This is a genomic window from Defluviimonas sp. D31 (assembly GCF_033436765.1).
GTDB lineage: Bacteria > Pseudomonadota > Alphaproteobacteria > Rhodobacterales > Rhodobacteraceae > Albidovulum.
The window spans coordinates 1-22230 of the sequence record NZ_JAWQFN010000017.1 but is presented as its reverse complement, the minus strand read 5'-3'; the positions used below and the strand labels follow the sequence as shown (position 1 = coordinate 22230).

18 protein-coding genes, 1 tRNA gene, 1 other RNA gene and 1 pseudogene are annotated in these 22230 nt (G+C 65.9%); 12 read left to right on the top strand and 9 right to left on the bottom strand.

Annotated features, from left to right (window positions below; genetic code table 11):
* Positions 1 to 5: 5 nt before the first annotated feature.
* From fumC to ssrA, 7 genes are all read right to left on the bottom strand, one after another.
* Positions 6 to 1400: a class II fumarate hydratase gene (gene fumC / locus R5H32_RS18915; RefSeq protein WP_318340245.1), complete on the bottom strand. Its 1395-nt coding sequence runs from the start codon at positions 1398 to 1400 to the stop codon at positions 6 to 8.
* Between the two features lie 99 nt (positions 1401 to 1499).
* The gene (locus R5H32_RS18910) at positions 1500 to 1958 is read right to left on the bottom strand and encodes an SspB family protein (protein WP_318340244.1); all 459 of its coding nucleotides are present in this window, start codon (positions 1956 to 1958) and stop codon (positions 1500 to 1502) included.
* A 90-nt stretch (positions 1959 to 2048) separates the two neighbouring features.
* Entirely contained in the window at positions 2049 to 3308 is a 1260-nt protein-coding gene (gene chrA, locus R5H32_RS18905; protein ID WP_318340243.1) for a chromate efflux transporter, read from the bottom strand.
* A complete protein-coding gene (locus R5H32_RS18900; RefSeq protein ID WP_318340242.1) occupies positions 3284 to 4084 on the bottom strand; it encodes a sulfurtransferase/chromate resistance protein in 801 nt (266 codons plus the stop codon). The genes chrA and R5H32_RS18900 overlap by 25 nt, the downstream gene beginning before the upstream one ends.
* Positions 4085 to 4201: 117 nt before the next feature.
* Positions 4202 to 4873 carry a DUF1194 domain-containing protein gene (locus tag R5H32_RS18895; protein WP_318340241.1) on the bottom strand — a complete coding sequence of 224 codons (672 nt, stop codon included), beginning with the start codon at positions 4871 to 4873 and terminating at the stop codon, positions 4202 to 4204.
* 60 nt (positions 4874 to 4933) lie between these two features.
* Complete coding sequence (locus R5H32_RS18890; RefSeq protein ID WP_318340240.1) at positions 4934 to 5359, bottom strand: nuclear transport factor 2 family protein; 426 nt, start codon at positions 5357 to 5359, stop codon at positions 4934 to 4936.
* Positions 5360 to 5440: 81 nt separating this feature from the next.
* Positions 5441 to 5794: a transfer-messenger RNA gene (ssrA, locus tag R5H32_RS18885) on the bottom strand.
* Positions 5795 to 5994: 200 nt separating this feature from the next.
* On the opposite strand from ssrA, the gene R5H32_RS18880 reads away from it, so the two are divergent.
* Positions 5995 to 6927, top strand: coding sequence for a DMT family transporter (locus R5H32_RS18880; RefSeq protein ID WP_318340239.1), 933 nt, complete (start codon positions 5995 to 5997; stop codon positions 6925 to 6927).
* A gap of 47 nt (positions 6928 to 6974) precedes the next feature.
* Here the strand turns inward: R5H32_RS18880 and R5H32_RS18875 are convergent, their stop codons facing one another.
* Positions 6975 to 8813: a BCCT family transporter gene (locus R5H32_RS18875; protein WP_318340238.1), complete on the bottom strand. Its 1839-nt coding sequence runs from the start codon at positions 8811 to 8813 to the stop codon at positions 6975 to 6977.
* Between the two features lie 285 nt (positions 8814 to 9098).
* Between R5H32_RS18875 and R5H32_RS18870 the strand changes: the two genes are divergently transcribed.
* From R5H32_RS18870 to R5H32_RS18820, 11 genes are all read left to right on the top strand, one after another.
* Positions 9099 to 10325, top strand: a complete 1227-nt coding sequence (locus R5H32_RS18870; protein WP_318340237.1) for an aminotransferase class V-fold PLP-dependent enzyme — start codon at positions 9099 to 9101, stop codon at positions 10323 to 10325.
* Between the two features lie 75 nt (positions 10326 to 10400).
* A complete protein-coding gene (locus R5H32_RS18865) occupies positions 10401 to 11825 on the top strand; it encodes a deoxyribodipyrimidine photo-lyase (RefSeq protein WP_318340236.1) in 1425 nt (474 codons plus the stop codon).
* Positions 11826 to 11877: 52 nt separating this feature from the next.
* The gene (locus R5H32_RS18860; protein WP_318340235.1) at positions 11878 to 13092 is read left to right on the top strand and encodes a cyclopropane-fatty-acyl-phospholipid synthase family protein; all 1215 of its coding nucleotides are present in this window, start codon (positions 11878 to 11880) and stop codon (positions 13090 to 13092) included.
* Positions 13093 to 13533 carry a TrgA family protein gene (locus R5H32_RS18855; protein ID WP_318340234.1) on the top strand — a complete coding sequence of 147 codons (441 nt, stop codon included), beginning with the start codon at positions 13093 to 13095 and terminating at the stop codon, positions 13531 to 13533.
* A 5-nt stretch (positions 13534 to 13538) separates the two neighbouring features.
* A complete protein-coding gene (locus R5H32_RS18850; protein WP_318340233.1) occupies positions 13539 to 14666 on the top strand; it encodes an NUDIX domain-containing protein in 1128 nt (375 codons plus the stop codon).
* Positions 14667 to 14717: 51 nt separating this feature from the next.
* Positions 14718 to 15749, top strand: coding sequence for a cysteine synthase A (locus tag R5H32_RS18845; RefSeq protein ID WP_318340232.1), 1032 nt, complete (start codon positions 14718 to 14720; stop codon positions 15747 to 15749).
* Positions 15749 to 18196, top strand: coding sequence for a DUF3772 domain-containing protein (locus R5H32_RS18840; RefSeq protein ID WP_318340231.1), 2448 nt, complete (start codon positions 15749 to 15751; stop codon positions 18194 to 18196). Before R5H32_RS18845 ends, R5H32_RS18840 begins: the two co-directional genes overlap by 1 nt.
* On the top strand, positions 18193 to 18915 hold the full coding sequence (locus tag R5H32_RS18835; RefSeq protein ID WP_318340230.1) for an alanyl-tRNA editing protein: 723 nt from the start codon (positions 18193 to 18195) through the stop codon (positions 18913 to 18915). Before R5H32_RS18840 ends, R5H32_RS18835 begins: the two co-directional genes overlap by 4 nt.
* A 220-nt stretch (positions 18916 to 19135) precedes the next feature.
* Positions 19136 to 21073 (top strand): potassium transporter Kup, encoded by a 1938-nt coding sequence (locus R5H32_RS18830; RefSeq protein WP_318340229.1) that lies wholly within the window; start codon positions 19136 to 19138, stop codon positions 21071 to 21073.
* Between the two features lie 56 nt (positions 21074 to 21129).
* Positions 21130 to 21219: transfer RNA gene (locus R5H32_RS18825), tRNA-Ser, on the top strand.
* 143 nt (positions 21220 to 21362) lie between these two features.
* The gene (locus R5H32_RS18820) at positions 21363 to 22070 is read left to right on the top strand and encodes an IS6 family transposase (protein WP_318340228.1); all 708 of its coding nucleotides are present in this window, start codon (positions 21363 to 21365) and stop codon (positions 22068 to 22070) included.
* Positions 22071 to 22124: 54 nt separating this feature from the next.
* On the opposite strand, the pseudogene R5H32_RS18815 reads toward R5H32_RS18820, so the two are convergent.
* Positions 22125 to 22230: pseudogene (locus tag R5H32_RS18815) on the bottom strand (IS5/IS1182 family transposase); the annotation flags it as partial.

Sequence of the window (22230 nt, the reverse complement as noted above, 5' to 3'; positions counted from 1 at the left end):
TGGTCTCAGTCCTCCGGGCCGACCATGTTCTCGGGGCGCACGATGCGGTCGAAGGTCTCGCCGTCGACGAAGCCGAGGTTGATCGCCTCCTCGCGCAGCGTGGTGCCGTTCTTGTGGGCGGTCTTGGCGACCTTGGTGGCGTTGTCGTAACCGATCGTCGGCGCGAGCGCGGTCACGAGCATCAGGCTTTCCTTCATCAGCCGGTCGATGCGCGCGATATTGGCCTCGGTGCCAACAACCATGTTGTCGGTGAAGCTCGACGCGGCATCGCCGAGAAGCTGCATCGACTGGATGACGTTGTAGCTCATCATCGGATTGTAGACGTTGAGCTCGAAATGCCCCTGCGATCCGGCGAAGCCCACCGCGGCATCGTTGCCCATGACATGGGCGCAGACCATGGTCAGCGCCTCGGCCTGGGTCGGGTTGACCTTGCCCGGCATGATCGACGAGCCCGGCTCGTTCTCCGGCAGGATCAGTTCGCCGAGGCCCGAGCGAGGGCCGGAGCCTAGAAGCCGCATGTCGTTGGCGATCTTGAAGAGCGAGCCGGCGACCGTCTTCAGCGCGCCTGAGAACATCACCATCGCGTCATGGGCGGCGAGCGCCTCGAACTTGTTCGGCGCGGTGACGAAGGGCAGGCCGGTGATCTCCGCGATCTTGCCGGCGATAGCCACGTCCCAGCCCTTCTTGGTGTTGAGCCCGGTGCCGACCGCGGTGCCGCCCTGTGCCAGCTCGTAGATCTCCGGCAGAACCTTCTTCACCCGCATGATGCCCTGGGCGACCTGATGCGCATAGCCGCCGAACTCCTGGCCGAGCGTCAGCGGCGTCGCGTCCTGGGTATGGGTGCGGCCGATCTTGATGATGTCCTTGAACTCGGCCGATTTCGCCGACAGCGCCGCGTGGAGCTTCTCCAACCCCGGCAGGAGCACGTCGCGCGCCACCATGCCGATCGCGACATGCATCGCGGTGGGGAAGGTGTCGTTCGAGGACTGGCCCATGTTGACGTGGTCGTTCGGGTGGACCGGCTTCTTCGAGCCCATCTCGCCGCCGAGGATCTCGATCGCGCGGTTGGAGATGACCTCGTTCGCGTTCATGTTCGACTGCGTGCCCGAGCCGGTCTGCCAGACCACGAGCGGGAAGTTGTCGTCAAAGCGGCCCGCGACGACCTCGGCGGCCGCCTGCACCATCGCCTTGCCGATCTCGGGCTCGATCTTGCCGGTCGCCATGTTGATCTCGGCTGCGGCCTGCTTGATCACGCCGAGCGCGCGCACGATCGCCACCGGCTGCTTTTCCCAGCCGATCGGGAAGTTCATGATCGACCGCTGGGTCTGGGCGCCCCAGTACTTGTCGGCGGGAACCTCCAGAGGGCCGAAGCTGTCGGTCTCGGTGCGGGTCTGAGGCATGGAAATCGTCCTTATGCAGAGGTTCCGCACTAGCTATGCGATTCCTCTCCGCAGGCCAAGAACGATGTCGGTAACGGTGGCGCTAAAGTCGCTTCCCGGCTACTTGCGCCACTTGTCGAGGCTCACCACCTCGGCTTCCTTGCGCGATGCCGCCTCGTCGAGTTCGTCGTCCTCGTCTTCGTCCTCATCGTCTTCGTCGTCGATATCCTGGGTCTCGAAGCGCAGGCCGAACTCGACCGACGGATCGACGAAGGTGCGGATGGCGTCGAAGGGAATGTAGAGCGGCTCGGGCGAATCACCGAAATTAAGCGTGATCGCGAATCCGTCCTCGTCGACGTCGAGTCCGTCGTACCAGTGCTGCATCACCACCGTCATTTCCTCGGGATAGCGTTCGCGCAGCCAGTCGGCGAGTTCGGCCTCGGGATGCCGGGTGTCGAAGGTGATGAAGAAATGGTGCTGGCCGGGCAGCCCCTCCCGCTTGACAGCCCGAAGCACCTCGAGAATCAGACCCCTCATGGCCCGATGCATGAGGTTCCCGTAGTCGATCGATTTTGACATGTGGCGCGCTTTCCGGTGGTGTTCGAGGGTCAGCATAAGGGATTCGAAAAGGATTGAAAGAGCCGCGCTTGCAGCTCTCGCAACCGGCGTTCACGCCACCACGGACAGCACTGTTCCCAAGACGGCCGAAATCGCTAGGACCGACATGATTCCCCAGTGACGAACCAGCAAAAGCCAGCAGCAGACCGCCGTGATCAGGGCCGGGACAAGCTGGAACGAAGCGAGTTCGGGGTGCGGCAGCGCAAGCGGGCCGCCACCGATCTCTGCGAAGAAGAGATGCAGCGCGAACCACAGAGCGAGCGTGCCGATCACGCCGACGACGGCCGCGCTGACACCCGCAAGCGCCGCGCTTAGCCTCGGTCGGCCGGAGATCCACTCGATATAGGGCGCGAAGGCGAAGACCCACAGGAAGCAGGGCACGAACGTCACCCACAGCGTCAGCGCTGCGGCCGCAACGGCAAGCCCCGTTCCGCCCTGCGCGGCGCCGGCGAGATAGGCGACGAACTCGGTCACGAGGATCAGCGGCCCCGGCGTCGTCTCGGCCAGCCCGAGCGCGTCCATCATCTCGGTCGTGCCGATCCAGCCGTAATCCTGCGCCACGGTCTGCGTCATGTAGGCCAGGACCGCATAGGCGCCGCCGAAGGTGACGACGGCGAGTTTCGAGAAAAAGAGCCCGACCGAGACCAGGAAATCCTGCCCGGCGAGCGCAAGAAGCCCGACCGGTGCCCACCAGAGCCCGAGCCCCGTGGCGAGGGTCGTGGCCAGCCGAGGATGGCGAGGCAGGGGTGTGGGCGCCGCGGCCGAGCGGGGCAGGAGCGTCGCGCCCACGATGGCGGCGGTGGCCACGATAGCCGGGAAAGGCAGGCCGAACGCGAAGATCGCGAGAAACGACAGCGCCGCGATCGCGCGTTCGCGCGGTCCTTTCAGCGCCCGCCGCGCGACCCGCAGGAGCGCCTCGATCACGATCACGACGACCGCTGCCTTGACGCCGAGGAACAGGGCCTCGACCGCCGGCACCTGACCGAAGGCCACGTAGGCCGCCGCGAGCGCGAGGATGATTGCCGCGCCGGGCAGGACGAAGAGCAGCCCGGCGAGAAGCCCGGCCCGGACCCCTCCGATCTTCCAGCCGGCATAGGTGGCGAGCTGCATCGCCTCCGGTCCCGGCAGCAGCATGCAGAACGACAATGCCCGCAGGTACTCCGCCTCACCGAGCCAGCGCCGCGTCTCGACAAGCTCGCGGTGCATGAGCGCGATCTGTGCGGCCGGTCCGCCGAAGGACAGTAGCCCGATACGGCCGAAGACCCGCCAGAGCGGTTCGCTCTCGCTCACGTCTTGCGTGTTGCTGGCCAATCGTGCCCCTCCTCGAAGCCGTCGCGCGCCCAGCGGTAGAGCGCGTCATAAAGAACCATCCCGGCCTCGAGCTGGGCGAGGTCGTCCCGGTACTGCCGCGACAGCCCGACCGAGATCGCCAGGAGCCCGGCCGCCTGCGGTGCGAGCTCGTGGCGGTCGGTATCGGCGCCGCGGACCACGAGCGCGAGCCGGTCGAGCGCCTCTGAACGCAGACACAAATCGTCGAGCAAGGCGTCGAAGCTGCATTTCTCGCCGCGATGCGAGAAGGGCACGCCTTCGATGTCGTAGGGGGTCGCGCCAAAGCGGTCGGCGACGGCTGAAACCTCGGCCGGCGCGACGAAAAGGAACCGCGCCTCGGCGTCGACGAAGCGGCGAATGAGCCAGGGGCAGGCGATGCGGTCGATCTTGGGACGGTGCCGGGTGACCCAGAGCCGCGAGCGGGGCAGGGCGGCGGCGGGGATCATCGACAGCCTCTCGGCCGCCCAGGCCAGCGCGCCGCCTTCAAGGCTTTCGGCGGCGACGCCGTGGCAGCGCAGGAGCGCCGCCGCGCCTTCGGAGAGTTTCTGGCCTTTCTGGCAGATCACCACCGCATGTCGTCCGGTCAGCTCCGGCGCGAGAGAGTCGATCCGGTCATAAGAATGGCGGAAGGCTCCGGGAATCAGCCGCGGATCGGCGGCGAAGTCCTCTTCGGTGCGAATGTCGATCAGTGCGGGCGCGTCGGGCGTTCCGATCAGGCGCGCGAGTTGGCTGGCGGCAATTGCGGTGAAGCCGGGCATGAGGCATCCTTTACTGCGGATCTATGGAGGATGCGACGCTTGGGCCTTGGCCTCACGGGGCGCGGTCGCGGTGCCCCACGTAGCGGATGTTACGCTCGCCACCGGCTCCGTCAAGCGTCAACCCAACGGCTTGACGACTTCGCGCAGGATCTTGGCACGGAGCGCGCGGGGGTAGTCCGACAGGCCCCGCGCGGTCATCACGAAGCCGTTCCGAGTGATGACGAAGCGGCGGTAGAACTCCGTGATCGGGGATGCGCGGCCGACATCCTCGATCGCGATGGCATTGATCTCGATTCCTGCTTGGCCAGCCGCGCCGCGTTGAGGCGCAAGCGGAAAGCCCGCGTTCTGCGGCCCGTCGCCAGAGATGTCGATGACCTTGCGGCGGCAATCGCTTACTGCGGCGAACTGCCCGGCCGAATACCCGATGGCTTCGCCAACAGCGGTGTCCGAACCGGTGTAGGCTCTCTCGAGCCGTTCCGCCCTGTCAGCGAAATCCTCGGAATCGCGCGGCGTGAGTATTCGTCGCCACGGCAGCGAAACGGTCTGCTGCGCGGTTCCCGACCACTGCACGACCGACAGTGCGACCTGGCCGCGCAGGAGCGCCTCGGCCACCTCCGGGTCGCGCAGCGCATCGGTGATCCCCTGGACCTGGAGGCGGTACTCTCCGCGGTCGATCGACCCCGATACATCGACCGACAGCAGGAGCGCCACGTCGCAGGCCAAGGCGGTGGCGGGCCGAAGCGCCGCCAGGACCAGGCATCCGATGTAAACAGCCCGCGCCGCTTTCATGTCGGCGATGATCCCCCGGCCGCGCCCTCTCGGCAAGTCCCATTGGACTCCGGGGCGGCGTCAGCCGAGCCTTTCCCCCGACAGGAGGAGCAAGAAGGCGTCCTTCGGAAGGAGGCCGGCTTGTTCGAAGAAGGTGATGAAGTCGAAGCTGTTGTAGGCCTCGGTGATGCGGCCGCCTTCGATCCGTACCATGACCTGTCCGCTTGCGCGGATCGGGTCCATGCCATGTGCCGTGACGGCGCGGACCGTGATCTGCGCCCACAGCCAGTCGCCGGAGTCGATGCTTCGGTCGATGTCGATGGCAAGGTCGCGCACGAGCGATAGCAGGGCCGGCACCAGAGCCCTGAAATCCTCGACGCCGACCTGGCCGTCGGGGAGGATTCCGTCGGCTCCCGCGCGGGGCGCGAAATAGCGGTCGATTGCATCCAGGTCGGCCTCGATCCAGACCCGATGATACCAGTCGCTGAGAATTTCCAGGTTCGTCACTGTCGGACACTCCGTCCCATTCCGCGAGTTGGCGGTCGAGACGACCCTACGGTCCGGATATTGACGAAGCGTTAAGGGAAGAGTGCAGGCTTCTGTTGCCAGGTGCCTGCGAACCCCGCCTTACGCTGCTAGGCGCAAGGGCTTAAGTTTCGGTCTTCGAGCTGCTTAAGCAGCCAGAGCGACCGGAGCACGGTTGTCGTTGGCAACTGTACTTTGCGGACCGATAACGGTGGTACCTCACCGGGACAAAGCAAACCCCTTTAGACGTTCGTCGATCCTGTTTCGGCCCCTTGCCCCCGCAACGTCGGGTGTCTGGTGGAGCCGCCGGGTACCGCCCCCGGGTCCGATCCGCTTATTACGAGCGCGTTTATGTCCATAGTCCGGGAAGTCCCGAACAGGCCCAATATAGGGATGGGCGGGGGCGCGCGCAAGGCTCCAAACGGCAATGCCACCGCCTTCAAAGTCGCGTACATGTAGTTGATATATGTCATAATTTGTTAAAGATGCGGGAGGAGCCACGTTCCTGAGAGGTAGTGCCGGAGCGCCGTGGCGACGCCGCCCGACGGTTGCGCAGGAAACGGGTCGACTTCCGGCCGCCGGCAGCGACGATGCGAGGAGCAATCCGGGAGCCCGAAATGACCAGACCTGTATCTTCGAGCCTGCAGATGACGTCCGGCGCGATGCTGGTCGCGCTTGCCGCGGTCTGGGGCGGGTCCTTCTTCTTCGCCGAGATCGCCCTGAGGGAACTGCCGCCGCTGACGATCACGCTGCACCGCGTCTTCTGGGCGGTGCCGGTCCTTCTCGCGGTGGTGCTGGGCAAGGCGATCAAGGTTCCCCGCTCCGCGCGGGTCTGGCTGGCCTATCTCGTCATGGGCGCGCTCAACAACGCGATTCCCTTCTCGCTCATCTTCTGGGGGCAAACCAACATCGAGAGCGGCCTCGCCTCGATCCTGAACTCCACCACGGCGGTGTTCGGTGCGGTGGTGGCGGGCCTGCTTCTGGCCGACGAGCCGCTGACGGCGCGCAAGGTCGCCGGAGCGGGCCTCGGCGTCCTCGGCGTCGCGGTCATCATGGGGCGCGAGGCGCTGATGACGCTCGATCCGCGCAGCCTTTCGCAACTGGCCGTGATCGGGGCGGCGCTGTCCTATTCCCTCGCGAGCGTCTGGGCCAGGCGGATGCTGTCGGGCCAGCCGCCGATCATGAACGCGCTCGGGATGCTAGTCGGCAGTACGGTCCTGATGCTTCCGGTCGCGGTGGCGGTGGACGGGCCGCCCGCGCTTGCGCTGCAGGCGACCACCTGGGGGGCGCTGGTCGCGCTTTCGGTGATGTCCACCGCGCTCGCCTATCTGCTCTATTTCGCGATCCTCGCGCGGGCGGGGGCGGCGAACCTCTTGCTGGTAACGCTGCTCATTCCACCCTTCGCGATCGGGCTCGGTGCGGTCTTCCTCGGCGAGAGGCTCGGGGCGGAGGTTTGGCCCGGCGCCCTTTGCATCGCGCTTGGTCTCGCGGTGACCGATGGTCGGCCGTTGCGCTGGCTGACCGGCAAGCGCCGCCGTGCGCCTCAATGAAAACGGCGCCGGAGATCCGGCGCCGTTCAGGTGTTTTCCCGGCCGGGTTACTCCGCAGGAGTCACGTTACGGCGCGATGCGTGCCTGTCGCGCCGCCCGTCGCCGACGAGCGCCAGAACGAGCGAGACGCACATCAGACCCATGACCATGGTGAACGGCAGCGCGCCGATGATCATCGCGCTCTTAAGCGCCTCCATCGGGTCGGCGCCCGCGCCGTTCTTGCCGGCGATCAAGAGCGTCCCGATGACCAGCGTCAGGATCCCGCCCCAGACGATACGGTGCTTGATACCGCCCTCGTGGTCGCCGCCCGACATGATCGTGTTCATCACGAGGATGCCGCTGTCCGCCGAGGTGACGAGGAAGGTCAGCACCAGAACGACACACATCACGTTGACGACCGAGAGGAACGGCCCCGAGATCATGTGGCCGAGCGTCACGAAGAGCTTCGCCGTGTTCGACGCCGCGAGGATCGAGCCCTGCGCCACGCCCGACAGTTCGAGGTCGATCGCGGTGCCGCCAAGGATGGTCATCCAGGCGAAGCAGACGAGCGCAGGAGCGAAGACACAACCGATGATGAACTCGCGCACGGTCCGGCCGCGCGAGATGCGGGCAAGGAACAGGCCCACGAAGGGCGAGAACGCGATCCACCAGGCCCAGTAGAAGGTCGTCCAGCCGGCCTGCCAGCCGAAGAGACGGCCCTCGGACCCGGCCTCATATGCGGACTCCTGCGTCGCGGCCGGAAGCGCTGCCGCAGCACCGGTCAGATCGCCCTTGAAGCCGTCGAGCGAGCCCCAGGCGTTCGTCGCGCCGGCAAAGAGTTCGCCGGCAAGCGGCGCGGCCTCGGCCGGGAGTTTCGCGGCGAATTCGGCTTCGGAGAGCGGCAGATGCGGGCCGAAGCTGAGCTGGGCGAAGTGCTGGACATAGTCGATGAAGGCCGCGCCGTAGGTGGTCATCGCGAAGGCGAAGGAGCCGAAGGCGACGAACACGAGCAACAGCAGGATCGACAGGACGAGGTTGAGGTTCGAGAGGTACTTGACCCCGCGCCCGACGCCCGAGACCGCCGAGAGGACCGACATCGCCATGATCACGACGAGACCGGCGATGAGACCGACGGTGCCGGGGGCCGGGGTTTCGCCGGCCATGTCCATCATCCACTCCATGCCGGTGATCGCGTACATGCCGTCGATGAACTGGCTGACGCCGAAGCCGATCGTCACCGAGACGCCGAGAATGGTCGCCACGACGCCGAGCACGTCGACGAGATGGCCGAAGATGCCGTTCACGAACCGCCCGAAAAGGGGCGTCAGCGCCGAGCGGATCGTCAGCGGCATGTCACGCGTATAGGCGTAGTAGGCAAGGCTGAGCCCGGTGACGACATAGATCGCCCAGGCATGGAAGCCGTAGTGCAGGAAGGTGTAGCGGTAGCCCGATTCCAGCGCCTCGGGAGTGTTGCCCGCAACCTCGCCCGCGACGACGACGGGGTTCGAGCCCCAGAGGCCGAGCGGCTCGGCGGTGGCGAAGACCATGAGGCCGACGCCGAGGCCCGCGCCGAACATCATCGAGAACCAGGAAAAATCGGAGAACTCCGGCTTCTCACCGGCCTTGCCCATCACCCGCCGCCCGGTCTGCGGCAGGACCGCGATGACGAGAAGGAAGAAGGCGAAGAAGCCGACGATGAGGATGTAGAAGGCGTTGAAATCCTCGAGGATGCGCCAGTTGAGGCTGCCGAGCACGCCGTTGGCGTTGGCCGGCCAGACCAGCGCCCAGATCACGAGAAGCGTCATCGACACTTTCGAGATGAGCGCGATCGGCACGCTGTAGCCTTCGTAGAAGCCCGACGCGGCCTTGCGGATTTCGATATCCGTGAATGGTGGTTTGATACTCATGTGCCTGTCCATGTGGAATGATCCACAGGACGGTCCGGTCCACTGATCCGGTGCCTCTCCCTTGGCCCGGAACCGGCCTTTCCCCCCTGCGGGACCGGATATGTCGGAACCTGTCCGGAGGGGGTGGCACCAAAGCGACGAGTCACCCGCCGGATTGCGACCAATTGGGCCCGGTTCGTCACAAAACCGTCATCGAATCCCGACACCGGCGCCCGGTGCAACGGCATTGCAAGCCGGATCGCCAGCGGGCAGGGTTCGGCTCGGGAATCGGCTCCGGGAGGGACCATGCCGCTCGATCTTGACTTCGTCCGCCGCCAGTTTCCGGCCTTCTCCGTGCCCGCGCTAAAGGGGCGCGCGTTCTTCGAGAATGCCGGCGGCTCCTATGCCTGCCAGCCGGTGATCGACCGGCTGACTCGGTTCTACCGGGAACGCAAGGTGCAGCCCTACGGCCCCTATGCCGCCTCGGCCGCGGGCGGGGCGGAGATGGACGAGGCGCGGGCGCTCCTCTCCGCGATGATGGGGATCAAGCCCCATGAGCTGAGCTTCGGCCCCTCGACCACGCAGAACGCCTATGTTCTGGCCCAGGCCTTCCGCCGGCACCTGAAGCCCGGCGAGGCGATCGTCGTCACCGATCAGGATCACGAGGCCAACTCCGGCCCCTGGCGGCGGCTCGGCGAGGAGGGAGTGGAGATCCGCGAGTGGAGGATCGACCCCGAGACCGGGCATCTCGATCCCGCGCGGCTCGCGCCGCTGCTTGCCGACGGCAAGGTGCGGCTCGTCTGCTTTCCGCATTGCTCGAACGTCGTGGCCGAGATCAACCCGGTCGCCGAGATCGTCGCCCTCGCGCATGCGGCGGGCGCGGTCACCTGCGTCGACGGGGTGAGCTACGCGCCGCACGGCATTCCCAACGTTGCGGCGCTCGGCGCCGACATTTACCTCTATTCGGCCTACAAGGTCTACGGACCGCATCAGGGGATCATGGCGATCCGCGAGGATCTGGGGATGCGGCTGCCCAACCAGGGGCACTATTTCAACGGCGACGCGCTCTACAAGCGGTTCACCCCGGCCGGGCCGGATCACGCGCAGATCGCGGCCTCGGCCGGGATCGCGGACTATTTTGACGCGCTACATGGCCACCACTTCGCGGCCGAACCCGATGCGGCGAAGCGCGCCGGGGCGGTGCACGACCTGATGCGGGCGCAGGAAGTGGCCGTCTGCCAGCCGCTCCTCGATTACCTGGGGGCGCGCAACGACCTCCGGCTCATCGGCCCGCGCGACGCGGCGCGCCGTGCGCCGACCGTCGCAATGGCGCTTGACCGGGAGGCCGAGCCGGTTTCGGCGGCGTTGGCAGATCATGGGATCGACTGCTGGGCCGGGGATTTCTACGCCGTTCGGCCCTTGACCTCGATGGGGGTCGACCTGGAGAAGGGTGTGCTGCGACTGTCGATGGTCCATTACACTTCGGCCGAGGACGTCGCGCGTCTGATCGCGGCTCTGGACCGCGTCTTGTGACGGATGGCGGGGCTCTGCCCTGACCTGGCGCGAGGCGATGTCGCCCCCTGACTGAGGGGGCATGAGGGAGGCAGGATGAGGCAAGCCCCCGTCATATTATGGTTCCGCCGCGATCTGCGGCTGGCTGATCATGCGGCGCTTGGCGCGGTGGTCGCGACCGGGCGGCCGATCGTTCCGGTCTTCATCCATGATGAAACGGTCGACCTGCTCGGAGCCGCGGCGAAGTGGCGGCTCGGCGAGGGTCTGCGCGTCTTCGCCGGTGCCCTCGAAGCGATCGGCGCACGTCTGATCCTGCGCAGAGGGGCGGCACTGGATGTGCTCTGCTCGATTGTCGGCGAGGTGGGGGCCGGCGCGGTGTTCTGGCAACGCGTCTACGACCGCGACGGCATCGAGCGGGACCGGGCGGTGAAGGCGGCTCTGAAAAGCGCAAGCGTCGAGGCGCGCAGCTTCGCGGGCGCGACGGTGTTCGAACCTTGGGACGTGGCGACGGGATCGGGAACGCCATACAAGGTGTTCACCCCGTTCTGGCGTGCGATCCGGGGGCGGCAGGCGGGCGGGATACTGGCGCCTCCGGACGCGCTCGCGGCTCCGGAGACCTGGCCTGTCTCTGACTCCCTCGAGGATTGGGCCATTGGCGCGGCAATGGATCGCGGTGCCGCGATCGTCGCGCGCCATGCCGGGATCGGCGAGGCCGCCGCATGGGATCGGCTGGACCGGTTTCGCGCCGGGCGGCTCGAGAACTACGTCGAGGACCGGGATTATCCGGCGCGACATGGCACGTCGGGCCTGTCGGAGAACCTTGCCTGGGGCGAGATATCGCCCCGTGCCGTCTGGCTGACGGCTCTCGGGGACTGGCAGGCCGGAAGGCCGGGGGCGGAGAAGTTTCTTTCCGAACTCGGCTGGCGCGAGTTCGCCTGGCATCTGATGTACCACGCACCGGATCTTGACCGCGCGAACTGGCGGCCGGGATGGGACGCCTTTCCCTGGCGCGGCGACAGTGCCGATGCCGAGCGCTGGCGACGCGGCCTGACCGGCGAGCCTTTCGTCGACGCAGCTATGCGCGAGATGTATGTCACCGGGCGAATGCACAACCGGGCGCGGATGATCGCGGCCTCCTATCTGACCAAGAACCTCCTGACCGACTGGCGCGTCGGGCTCGCCTGGTTCGCGGAATGCCTCACCGACTGGGACCCGGCCGCGAACGCGCTGGGATGGCAATGGGTCGCCGGATCGGGGCCCGATGCCGCGCCGTTCTTCCGGATCTTCAACCCGCGCCTTCAGGCCGAGCGCTTCGATCCGGACGGCGCCTACCGGGCGTCATTCATCGCCGAGGGGCAGTCAGCGCCGCCAAATACGGCGCGTGAGTACTTCGAAGCCGTGCCCCGAAGCTGGCACCTTTCGCCGGGCGATCGCTATCCAGCCCCGCTGGCCGATTTGTCGGCGAGCAGGAAGCGGGCGCTCGATGCCTACGGCGGGATGGATGCTGCGCCTGCGAGATAGCCCGGTTGTCGTGTTTGATTTCAAGGGTATATTGGTAATCAGGGAGGTCCCGATGGACGTGTTGACGACCACCGACGGGCAGGTCGGCTTGCCGCGGTATTTTGCGCAGGTCTTCCGGATTGCGCAGAGCATGCGCAATGGCCGGCTCGATTTCGTGCTCGCCGATGGCCGGAGATTCCGCGCCGATGGCGCAAATCCCGGACCGGCCGCAGAGATTCACGTCCATGATGACGACATCTTCGCCCGGCTGATCCGCGAGGGCGATCTCGGCTTTTCCGACGCCTATCTCGATGGCGGCTGGTCCACGCCGGATCTGATGGCATTCATGGATCTTGTCCATTGCGACAACGACGAGATCTATGACGGCTTTCCGGGCATGGGTGTCCTGCGGGCCTACGAACGCATGCGCCACCATCTGAGGTCCAATTCACGCCGGCAGGCGAAGCGCAACATCGCCTACCATTACGACCTCGGCAACGAGTTCTACGAGAAATGGCTCGACCGGAGCATGACCTATTCCTCCGCTTTGTTCAAAACCGGGCAGGAGAGCCTCGAGGCGGCACAGAAGCAGAAATACGCCTCGCTCGTCGATTGCATGGGAGCAAAGCCCGGCGACCACATCCTCGAAATCGGCTGCGGCTGGGGCGGTTTCGCCGAATACGCGGCGCGGGAACGGGGGCTGCGGGTCACGGGGCTCACGATTTCGCAGGCCCAGCTTGAATACGCGCAGGCGCGGATCGCCCGCGCGGGACTTCAGGACAGGGTTGACGTGAGGCTTCAGGACTACAGGGACGAGCGCGGCTCGTTCGACGGAATCGCGTCGATCGAGATGTTCGAGGCAGTGGGCGAAAAGTACTGGCCGGTCTATTTCGGCACGCTACGCGAGCGGCTGAAGCCGGGGCGGAATGCCACGCTTCAGATCATCACACTTCAGGAGAAGCGCTTCGAGATCTACCGGAAAGGCGTTGACTTCATTCAAAAATACATATTCCCCGGCGGGATGTTGCCATCGCGGAGCGCGCTTCAGAAGGAAATCCGGGGCGCCGGGCTGGCGCTGGTCGGGTCGATCGAGTTTGGCGAAAGCTACAGCGAGACGCTGCGCCGCTGGTACGAAGTTTTTAACGCGCGCTGGGACGAGATCGCCGGGATGGGATTCGATACCCGGTTCCAGCGCATGTGGAATTTCTACCTCGCCTCTTGCGCGGGGGCATTCCACGGCGGAAACTGCGACGTAACGCAGATCACAATATCGAGGCCAGCAGTCTAGATGCCCACCGCAGCTAAACTCTTTGCCGCCTTTGCCTTCGCGGTCGTGGCGTTTTTCGCCGCGGAGGTCTTCAAGCCGCACATGCCCGAGGGCACCCAGTTCGGGTATTTCTCGTTCGTGTCCGCTCTGATCGGCGTCGTCGCAGGCTGGAGGGTGATGGGCCCCGATGCCGGGCGCGGCAACTGGATGGCGGTGAACTCGGGGATCAAGACGTCGGCCTGCGCCGTCGGTCTCGCGCTTCTTATCTTTTCGACCTACGAGATGCTGCGCCTGGCGTTCCGGCCGGCCTACAAGTCCCCGATGGAGGCGGTCGTCGGGATCTTCGAACTCGCGGTGGAATACTCCATCTCACTGATTGCCTGGGACGTGCTGGTGGTCCTCGTGGTTGGCGGCGCGCTGGCGGGGCTACTGTCTGAATGGGCGGCCCGGCGCTGGAATTGAAACCCGTGAGTTCCTTCTTCTTCTACGGGACGCTGTGCCACCTTCCGCTGTTGCACGCGGTGCTCGGGCGCGAGGTGACGGCGCGGCCGGCGCGCCTTTCGGGCCACGCCGTATTCTGGGCCGAGGGAAAGTCCTTCCCGACGATCGTCGAGGCCGAGGGTGTGGCCGAAGGCATCCTTGTGCCGGATCTGAGCGCGGCGGATGTCGCGCGGCTCGATTTCTACGAGGCCGGCTTTGCCTATGGTACCCGTAAGGTCACGGTCGAGACAGCGGCCGGCCCGGCGAAGGCGAGCGTATACTATCCCGAGCGCGGCTTGTGGCAAACGGGCGCGCCATGGCGGCTCGATGACTGGGTGGCGCGTTGGGGCGAGGTGGTCGTCGCGACGGCCGGCGATGTCATGCGCCATATCGGCCGCGCCGATTCCGCGACGATCCTCGCACGGTATCCGATGATGCTGGTGCGCGGCGACGCGCGGCTCAGGGCGCAGCGCGACGGCGGCCCGACGCGGCTCCGGCGCCGGGCGGCGCCGGGCGATGTCGAGGAGGACTGCGCCGCCGAGGTCTATTCGAATTTCTTCTCGGTTGAAGAATATGACCTGCGTTTCCGCCGCTTCGACGGCACGATGAGTCCGACCCTCAACCGCGCGGTCTTCATGTCCGGCGATGCGGCGGTGGTGCTTCCCTACGATCCCTTTCGCGACCGGGTTCTCCTGATCGAGCAGTTCCGGATGGGCCCCTACGGGCGCGGCGATCCGCAGCCCTGGCTTCTCGAGGCGATCGCCGGCCGGATCGACGGTGCCGAGACGCCCGAGGATGCCGCCCGCCGCGAGGCGCGGGAGGAGGCCGGGCTCGAGTTGCGCGATCTCCTGCCCGCGTCGAATTACTATCCGTCGCCCGGCGCCAAGGCCGAGTTCCTCTACACTTACATCGGCCTCGCCAACCTGCCCGACGGCATCGCGGGGATCGGCGGCGCGCAGGGCGAAAACGAGGATATCCGGGCCCACCTTGTGTCCTTCGACGTGTTGATGGATCTGGTCGCGAGCGGCGAGATTACCGCCGGTCCGCTCGTGCTTTTGGCGCATTGGCTCGCCGCCCGACGGCCGGCGCTGCGAGAGCATGCCGGCGGGGCTTGAGGTCCGCTGTCGCCCGGCCTAGGTATGGGGCACGCGACAGGAGGTTTGGCCATGCGTGTTTACAGCGATCTCGCCGCTGCGGTGGGCAACACCCCCCTGATCCGGCTCCGCAAGGCAAGCGAGCTGACGGGCTGCGAGATCCTCGGCAAGGCCGAATTCCTCAATCCCGGCCAGTCGGTTAAGGACCGGGCCGCGCTCTACATCATCCGCGACGCGGTGTCGAAGGGGCTCTTGAAGCCCGGCGGCACGATCGTCGAGGGCACTGCCGGCAATACCGGTATCGGGCTCGCGCTGGTCGGCGCCTCGATGGGATTCCGCACCGTGATCGTGATCCCCGAGACGCAGAGCCAGGAGAAGAAGGACATGATCCGGCTCGCAGGCGCCGAACTCGTCCAGGTTCCGGCGGCACCCTACAGGAACCCCAACAACTATGTGCGCTATTCGGGCCGGCTCGCCGCCAGGCTTGCCGAGACCGAGCCGAACGGCGCGATCTGGGCCAACCAGTTCGACAACGTCGCCAACCGCCAGGCCCATGTCGAGACGACCGGGCCGGAGATCTGGGAACAGACCGGCGGCCGGATCGACGGCTTCGTCTCTGCGGTCGGTTCGGGCGGCACGCTCGCCGGGGTGGCGATGGCGCTGCAGCCGAAAGGCGTGAAGATCGCGCTCGCAGATCCTGACGGCGCGGCGCTGCACAGCTATTACACGACCGGTGAACTGAAGGCTGAGGGTTCCTCGATCACCGAGGGGATCGGGCAGGGGCGGATCACCGCCAACCTCGAGGGTTTCCGCCCCGACATGTCCTTCAACATCCCCGATGCCGAGGCGCTGCCAATCGTCTTCGACCTGCTCGAAGAGGAGGGGCTCTGCATGGGCGGCTCGACCGGGATCAACGTCGCGGGCGCGATCCGCTTGGCCCGCGAGATGGGGCCGGGTCGCACCATCGTCACGCCGCTGTGCGACTATGGCCAGCGGTACCAGTCGAAGCTCTTCAACCCCGATTTCCTTCGCGCGAAGGGTCTGCCGGTGCCGCACTGGCTCGACAAGGCCGGGCGCGCGCTCCCGAGCGTGTTCGAAGACTGATGCGGTGGTTCCGGCTCCTCCTGCTGGCGCTGGTTCTCGGCGCGGCGCCGGCGGCCTTACTCACGCTCCTTCCCGTGGCGGCCGTGGCCCAGCAGGCCGAAGTGCCCGACTACGACGCCTGGGAGATCGACGCGAAACTCGCGGAAGAGGCTCTGGCAGCCAAGGCCGCAAGCAACTCGGCCTTCGAGGCCTTGCGAGAAAAGCTCGTTGACTGGCGGGCGCGCTTTTCTGACGCGCAGAGCGCCAATGCCGCGCAGATAGAGACGGTGAAGGACCAGATCGCCGCACTCGGACCCGCTCCGAGTGAGGAAAAGCCCGACGCGCCCGAGATCGCAAGCCGGCGCAAGGCGCTGAACGACCAGCTCGCGCAGTTGCAGGCGCCAAGGCTGGAGGCGGAGGAGGCGCGCAGCCGTGCGGATGGTCTGATCCGGCAAATCGACGCGGTGATCCGGGCCCGGCAGGCCTCGGAGTTCTTGCGGCTGTCACCGACGCCGGTCAATCCGGGCAACTGGCCGGCCGGATTCGCGGTGCTGACCGAAGGGCTCAAGACACTGCTGTCGGAGACCCGCGAGGCGTGGCAGAACCCGGCGCGGCGCACCGAACTGCAGAACAACCTGCCGGTGATCCTGCTGTACCTCGCCATCGCCGGCGTGCTCATGCTGCGAGGGCCGCAGTTCATGGAGCGGCTGGTGACGCGGCTCGCAACCGGCGATTCGATCCGACGGCGCAACATCGCTGCGGCGATCCTGTCGCTCGGCCAGTGGGTGGTTCCGGTCGGCGGTATGGTGCTGCTCGTGCTCGCGATCGAGAACACCGGCATGACCGGGCCGCGCAGCGGGGCGCTGGTTCGCGCGCTGCCTTATTCGGCGTTTCTCTTTTTCACGACCCGCTGGATTGGAAGCTGGCTGTTTCGCGTCGAGGGGGGCGCATTCCTGACCGAGCGCCCGCTGGAGGCGCGGTTCCATGTGAACATGATTGCGCTGATGTTGGCGCTGGAGGCGCTGCGCACCGCGTTCATCACCGAGGTTCGGCCGCCCCTGTCGATGGCCGCGCAGGCCGTCTGGGCCGCGCCGCTCGTCTGCATCGTCGCGGTGTTCCTGTTCCGGCTTGGCCAGCTCATCCGCCCGCGCTCCGGCACGATCGCGGCGGCCGACGTCGGGGTGGAGTTCCGAGAGCGGATCCTGCGGCTCATGGGAACGGCGGTCATCGTCGTGTCGGTGCTGGCGCCGGCGCTGGCGCTCATCGGCTATGTCGCGGCGGCGAACGCGCTGATCTGGCCGACGGCGAAATCGCTCGGCCTCCTGGGCCTGATCCTGCTGCTGCAACGCTTCGTATCCGACGTCTATCTCGTTGCCACAGGCAAAGGCGAGGAGGGGCGCGAGGCGCTGTTCCCGGTTCTCATCGGCTTTGTGCTGACGCTGCTGGCACTGCCGGTCTTCGCGCTGATCTGGGGTGCACGGGTCGCGGACCTGTCCGAGGCCTGGACCCGGTTCAGCGAGGGCGTCACGCTGGGCGGAATCCGGCTGTCGCCCACGGTCATGATTACCTTCCTGCTGATCTTCCTGATCGGCTACATGATCACGAGGATGGCGCAGGCGGCGCTCAAATCGGCGGTCCTGCCGCGCACCCGACTCGACAAGGGCGTGCAGAACGCGCTCACCTCCGGGATCGGCTATGTCGGGATATTCCTCGCCGCGCTTGTCGCGATCACCGGCGCCGGCATCGACCTGTCTTCGCTCGCCATCGTCGCAGGCGCGCTCTCGGTCGGCATCGGCTTCGGCCTGCAGAACATCGTCTCGAACTTCGTCGCGGGCATAATCCTGCTGATCGAGCGGCCGATCTCGGAAGGCGACATGATCGACGTCAACGGGCAGTTCGGCACGGTGAAGGGAATCTCGGTCCGCTCCACCTGGATCGAGACCTTCGACCGCACCGACGTGATCGTGCCGAACGCTGACCTCGTTTCGGGCGTGGTGACGAACCTCACCCGCGGCAACCTCACCGGGCGGCTGATCGTTCCGGTCGGCGTCGCCTACGGCAGCGATACCCGCAGGGTGCAGGCGATCCTGCTGGAGATCGCCGAGGCGCAGCCGCTGGTGATGGTCGATCCCGCGCCCTCGGTGCAGTTCGTGGCGCTCGGCGCGGACAGCCTGAACTTCGAAATACGGGCGATCCTGTCGGACGTGAACTACAAGCTCGACGTACAGACCGAGATCCTGCACGAAGTCACCGAGCGCTTTGCGGCAGAGGGAATCGAGATTCCCTTCGCGCAGCGTGACCTGTGGATCCGCAATCCCGAGACGCTCGTCGGCAGCCGTGCGGCGCCCCGGCGGAGCGGACCGCCGCGAACCGAGGCGAAACCGTCAGCTCTGGGTCCGACCGATACTTACCTGGTCCACAACGATCCCGATGACGATGGTGATGGCGATGGCGGTGACGACTTGTGACGACGCGACTTCTCTTTCGTGACGATCCCTATCTGCGCGAAGCACCGGCCCGCGTGACGGCACTGACTGCCGAGGGCGGAATCGTCGTCGATGCGAGCCTCTTCTATCCGACCGGTGGCGGACAGCCGGGAGACGCGGGTTGGCTCGACTGGGACGGCGGAGAGATCGCCATTTCCACCACGATCAAGGGGGAGGGCGGGGCCGTGGTTCTCATCCCCGAAACGCCGGAGGCGCAGCCGCCGATTGGCGCGCCGGTGTTTCAGCGGCTCGACTGGGACCGGCGCTACCGGCACATGCGTGTGCATACCGGGCTGCATCTTCTGTCGGTAGTGATCCCGCTGCCGGTGACCGGCGGCCAGATCGGCGACGGCAAGGGGCGGCTCGACTTCGACATGCCGGAGCCACCCGAAGACGTGGCGGCGCTGGAAGATCAGCTGAACGCGTTGGTGACCCGCGACCTGAAGGTGAGCGAGGACTGGATCACCGACGCCGAACTCGCCGCCAATCCGGGTCTCGTCAAGACAATGTCCGTCGCGCCGCCGGTGGGGCAGGGGCGGGTCAGGTTGATCCGGATCGGGGCGGGCGCCGACCAGGTGGACCTTCAACCCTGCGGGGGCACCCATGTCGGACGCACCGGCGAGATCGGGCGCGTGACGATTGGCAAAGTCGAGAAGAAGGGCCGGCAGAATCGTCGTGTCAGCCTTATCCTGTTGGATTGAACGCCGCCGCCAAGGCCGCTTGACCAATTTCTGCAATGCGGCATACTCCGCCGACGGGGATATCGCATCGAGTCGTTCTGCCTGGCGTGACCGATCTTCCCACAGAGCGTCTCCTGCCGGACGCGATCATTCGGAGCCCCGCGGTGCCTTGGCACCCAACCTGCCCGAACAGCTGCTTGGCTATGTCCGGTAACGGCATGCCGGCGGAGCGAAACAGCAAATGACCCAGTCCGTACTTGCCCCGGTCACCGGGGCCAGCGCCGATGCGCCGCCGCGCGACGTCGTGGGCGATGGACATCACGAGCGCAGTGGGGGCCTGGCCGCCCTGACGCTCGGCGCGATCGGCGTCGTCTACGGCGACATCGGCACCTCGCCGCTCTACGCGCTGCGCGAAGCTTTGCGGCCGGTGGCCCACGACGGGCTCGAGCGATCCGAGGTCATCGGCGTGATCTCGCTCTTGATCTGGGCGCTGATCATCATCGTCACGATCAAGTACGTGCTGATCCTGTTACGCGCGGACAATCACGGCGAGGGCGGGATTCTCGCGCTTTACACGCTCGCTCGACTGGCGATCGGACGGCGCTCGATCCCGGTCCTCGTGCTCGGCATCCTCGGTGCGGCGCTCTTCTTCGGCGACGCGGTGATAACGCCCGCGATCTCGGTGCTGTCGGCCGTCGAGGGGATCGGTCTTGTCGCTCCACACTTCCAGTCCTTCGTTCTGCCGGTCACGGTCGGTATCCTGATCGCGCTCTTTGCGATCCAGAGCTACGGTACCGGCGCGATCGCCTTTGCCTTCGGCCCGATCACCGTGGTCTGGTTTCTGACGATGGGCATCACCGGGGCGCTGCAACTCGCGGCCGAACCTGGCGTCCTCGCGGCATTCGATCCCCGCTTTGCCGTCAGCTTCCTGATCGAGCACCGTCTGCTAGCCTTCGTTGTGCTGGGCGCGATCTTCCTTGCCGTGACCGGGGCCGAGGCGCTTTACGCCGATCTCGGCCATTTCGGGCGCCGGCCGATCATGCTCGCATGGTTTGCGCTGGTGTTCCCGGCGCTGGTTCTCAACTACCTCGGCCAAGGAGCGCTGGTCCTGCGCGACCCTTCCTCGCTCGTGAATCCGTTCTTTCACCTGGTGCCGCCCGTCCTCCTGCCTGCGCTGGTCGCACTTGCCACCGCCGCGACCGTCATCGCGGCCCAGGCGGTGATTACCGGCGCGTTCTCCATGGCTCGTGCCGCCATCCAGCTCGGCTTGTTGCCGCGCCTGACGATCCGGCACACGTCGGAATCGCAAAGCGGGCAGATCTACCTGCCCGCCGTCAACGCGCTCCTGCTGATTGGGGTGTTGTCGTTTGTATTCGGCTTCGGCACGTCCGAGTCGCTCGCGTCTGCCTATGGCATCGCGGTCACCGGCGCGATGCTGGTGGATACCGTTCTGGCCGTGGTCTTTGCGAGTCGCGGATGGCGTATCCCGCTTGTCGTGGCGATCCTCGTGGCGGTCCCGTTCCTGGTTCTTGAGGCGGCGTTCTTCGGGTCCAACCTTCTCAAGATCTTCGATGGCGGTTACGTGCCGGTCCTGATCGCGTCCGGTCTCGGCCTGGTGATGGCAAGCTGGTGGCGCGGAACGCAACTGTCGCTCGCATTGAGCCAGAAACAGAAGGTGGACCTTGAGAGCTTCGCCTCATCGATGCTCACGAGCTCGGCCCAGGTCGTGCCGGGGGTGGCGATGTTCTTCACCTCGAACGCGAGCTCGGTCCCGCCGGCGCTCCTGCACAATCTTAAACACAACCGGGTCATGCATGCGCGCAACATCATCGTGACCGTCGAGACGGCGCGGGTGCCGCATGTCGGCGACGAGGAACGCGCGGAGTACCAGGAAATCAACGAACGCTTCGCCCGGCTAAGGCTTCGCTTCGGCTTCATGGAGACGCCGAACGTGGCCCGCGCGCTCGGCCAGGCCCGCCGCGAAGGATTGAAGTTCGTCGCCATGGAGACCTCGTTCTTCCTCGGCCGCCGCAAGGTGGTTCTAGGCGCCCGTGCCGGGGTATTGCGCCTGCTTGACAGGATCTACATCGCCCTCACGCGTGTCGCCGCGGATCCGTCAGATTACTATCGCCTCCCGCGGGACCGCGTGGTCGAACTCGGCGCGCGGATGACCGTATAGTTTTCGCCGACGGCCCCTTGCACAACGCCACGCGCCGCGTATAAACAGCGCCGAACGGAGAGGTGGCCGAGTGGTCGAAGGCGCACGCCTGGAAAGTGTGTAGGCGGGGAACCGTCTCGAGGGTTCGAATCCCTCTCTCTCCGCCACCCACCCCTATCTCTGTCAGCGCAGTCCTTCTTTCCCTGTTTTCTCCCGTTTTTCCGGGCGCTTGGGCTATGCCATCTGCCAGAGAGGTCTTGTCAGAAGGAATCCGGTTGAGGCGGGCAGGGCGGTTTCGTAGCTTTCTGGCATGCCCAAACGCGATCCGTTCAAGTATTTCCACAGCAGCCCCGAGGTCATTCGCCTGGCGGTCATGATGTATGTTCGTTTCCCGCTTTCATTGCGCAACGTAGAGGACTTGCTGCACGAGCGCGGCATCGATGTGAGCCACGAAACGATCCGCTTCTGGTGGCACCGCTTCGGCCCGATGTTCGCGTCAGAAATCCGGCGTCGGCGGGCGGAAAGACTGCGATCCGGGCGGCAATGGCAGTGGCACGTCGACGAGGTTTTCGTGAGGATCAGTGGCGAGCGTCACTACATGTGGCGGGCTGTCGATCACGAAGGCGAAGTTCTGGAAGCCGTGGTCACGAAACGCCGAAACAAACGTGCAGCTTTGAAATTCCTAAGAAAACTGATGCGACGCTATGGGCGGCCCGAAGTGCTGGTGACGGATCGCCTCCCTTCGTACCGTGCGGCGCTGCGGGAAATTGGAGCCACCGACCTGCAGCACACAGGCCGTTGGCTGAACAATCGGGCCGAGAATTCACACCTTCCATTTCGACGACGAGAACGGGCAATGCAACGTTTCCGGCGCATGCGAAGTTTGCAGAAATTCGTCGCCGTCCATTCCTCCGTCTACAATCATTTCAACCAGGAGCGCCACCTCTACTCCCGAGCCAATTTCAAGCTGAACCGAAACGCTGCTCTCGCCGAGTGGCGCCAACTTGGTGTGAATTAAGGGACAAGCATCCTGTCCTTGTAGAGACCGGTTCTCATCCGTCTGACACCACCGGTTGTCGGCCATGACCATGTCGAAGCCAAGGTAATCCGATGTCTGGCCGGGCGTGATCTCGGACCTCATGGGCAGGCCCGCACCGTTGACGCGGAGGTGGATCTTG

Bases quoted from the DNA above. Each gene is read 5' to 3' on its own strand.
- R5H32_RS18830 (WP_318340229.1), top strand. From the start codon at position 19,136: ATGACCCAGTCCGTACTTGCCCCGGTCACCGGGGCCAGCGCCGATGCG.
- R5H32_RS18820 (WP_318340228.1), top strand. From the start codon at position 21,363: ATGCCCAAACGCGATCCGTTCAAGTATTTCCACAGCAGCCCCGAGGTC.
- R5H32_RS18875 (WP_318340238.1), bottom strand. From the start codon at position 8,813: ATGAGTATCAAACCACCATTCACGGATATCGAAATCCGCAAGGCCGCG.
- R5H32_RS18855 (WP_318340234.1), top strand. From the start codon at position 13,093: ATGCCCACCGCAGCTAAACTCTTTGCCGCCTTTGCCTTCGCGGTCGTG.
- R5H32_RS18910 (WP_318340244.1), bottom strand. From the start codon at position 1,958: ATGTCAAAATCGATCGACTACGGGAACCTCATGCATCGGGCCATGAGG.
- R5H32_RS18840 (WP_318340231.1), top strand. From the start codon at position 15,749: ATGCGGTGGTTCCGGCTCCTCCTGCTGGCGCTGGTTCTCGGCGCGGCG.
- R5H32_RS18865 (WP_318340236.1), top strand. From the start codon at position 10,401: ATGAGGCAAGCCCCCGTCATATTATGGTTCCGCCGCGATCTGCGGCTG.
- R5H32_RS18900 (WP_318340242.1), bottom strand. From the start codon at position 4,084: ATGCCCGGCTTCACCGCAATTGCCGCCAGCCAACTCGCGCGCCTGATC.
- R5H32_RS18870 (WP_318340237.1), top strand. From the start codon at position 9,099: ATGCCGCTCGATCTTGACTTCGTCCGCCGCCAGTTTCCGGCCTTCTCC.
- R5H32_RS18895 (WP_318340241.1), bottom strand. From the start codon at position 4,873: ATGAAAGCGGCGCGGGCTGTTTACATCGGATGCCTGGTCCTGGCGGCG.
- fumC (WP_318340245.1), bottom strand. From the start codon at position 1,400: ATGCCTCAGACCCGCACCGAGACCGACAGCTTCGGCCCTCTGGAGGTT.
- R5H32_RS18860 (WP_318340235.1), top strand. From the start codon at position 11,878: ATGGACGTGTTGACGACCACCGACGGGCAGGTCGGCTTGCCGCGGTAT.
- R5H32_RS18845 (WP_318340232.1), top strand. From the start codon at position 14,718: ATGCGTGTTTACAGCGATCTCGCCGCTGCGGTGGGCAACACCCCCCTG.
- R5H32_RS18880 (WP_318340239.1), top strand. From the start codon at position 5,995: ATGACCAGACCTGTATCTTCGAGCCTGCAGATGACGTCCGGCGCGATG.